A 246-nucleotide genomic window follows, 5' to 3' on the forward strand; every position below is an offset into this window, starting at 1 on the left:
CGACTTGCCCGTCTCGAACACTTCCGACACGCGCTCCTGCAGTTGCTTCTTCCAGTCCGTAATCTGGTTCGGATGAACATCGTACTGCTGCGCCAGCTCTGCCAGCGTCTTGTCGCCCTTTAGCAGGTTGCTGAAGTACCGCTGAAACACGTCATCGCGCAGAGTTCGTGAAGCGTTGATAGATGAACCACCACTTGCCCACTGGAGATCATGCGCGGCGCCGACACGTTCACCGAGAGTTTGTTT

1 protein-coding gene is annotated in these 246 nt (G+C 56.1%); it reads right to left on the reverse strand.

Annotated features, from left to right (window positions below):
• On the reverse strand, positions 1 to 180 hold a 180-nt coding region (locus tag AB3X89_RS40800; protein ID WP_368588122.1), incomplete at its 3' end, for a transposase.
• Positions 181 to 246: the final 66 nt, after the last annotated feature.

The sequence above is a fragment of the Paraburkholderia sp. BR14320 genome (genome assembly GCF_040948665.1).
Taxonomy (GTDB): domain Bacteria; phylum Pseudomonadota; class Gammaproteobacteria; order Burkholderiales; family Burkholderiaceae; genus Paraburkholderia; species Paraburkholderia youngii.